Source organism: Pseudomonas sp. IT-P4, from assembly GCF_949767755.1.
In the GTDB taxonomy this organism is placed as follows: domain Bacteria; phylum Pseudomonadota; class Gammaproteobacteria; order Pseudomonadales; family Pseudomonadaceae; genus Aquipseudomonas; species Aquipseudomonas monachiensis.
In genome coordinates this window covers 1-396 of record NZ_CATKPX010000091.1, presented here as the reverse complement: position 1 = coordinate 396, position 396 = coordinate 1, and the positions used below count along the sequence as shown (strand labels likewise).

The following is a 396-nucleotide window of genomic DNA, read 5'->3' as shown; positions in this document are numbered from 1 at the left end:
ATAAACAAAGCTAGTATTTACTTGAGTTCCAGCGGTGCTCTGCTCTACGAGAGTCCAGCAACGTCCAAGGCACAGGCATACACCGCGGCTAACGTAGAGACCCCCTTCGCCCTGCAACAACGGCCTCACGACGACACGCTGGTCCTTTCCGACGGCCAGTACGGAGACTGGACGCCGCGTGATCTGCGCCGTACCGGCGCGACCATGATGCAGGCCTTGGGGGTCAGCCTGGATGTCATCGATCGCTGTCAAACCATGTGCTGGCCGGTTCGCGGGTGAGACGCCACTACCTGCATCATGATTATGCCGAAGAGAAGAAGTGCACTAATACCCTCTAACCTAGCTTCGTCGATGTATGGAAGCGGCTATTAGGGGGCAACATAGTCTCTATGGACC

1 pseudogene is annotated in these 396 nt (G+C 56.6%); it reads left to right on the top strand.

Features of this window, described 5'->3' with window-relative positions:
• Positions 1–108: 108 nt before the first annotated feature.
• Positions 109–338: pseudogene (locus tag ACM6IT_RS27010) on the top strand (site-specific integrase); the annotation flags it as partial.
• Between the last annotated feature and the right edge of the window lie 58 nt (positions 339–396).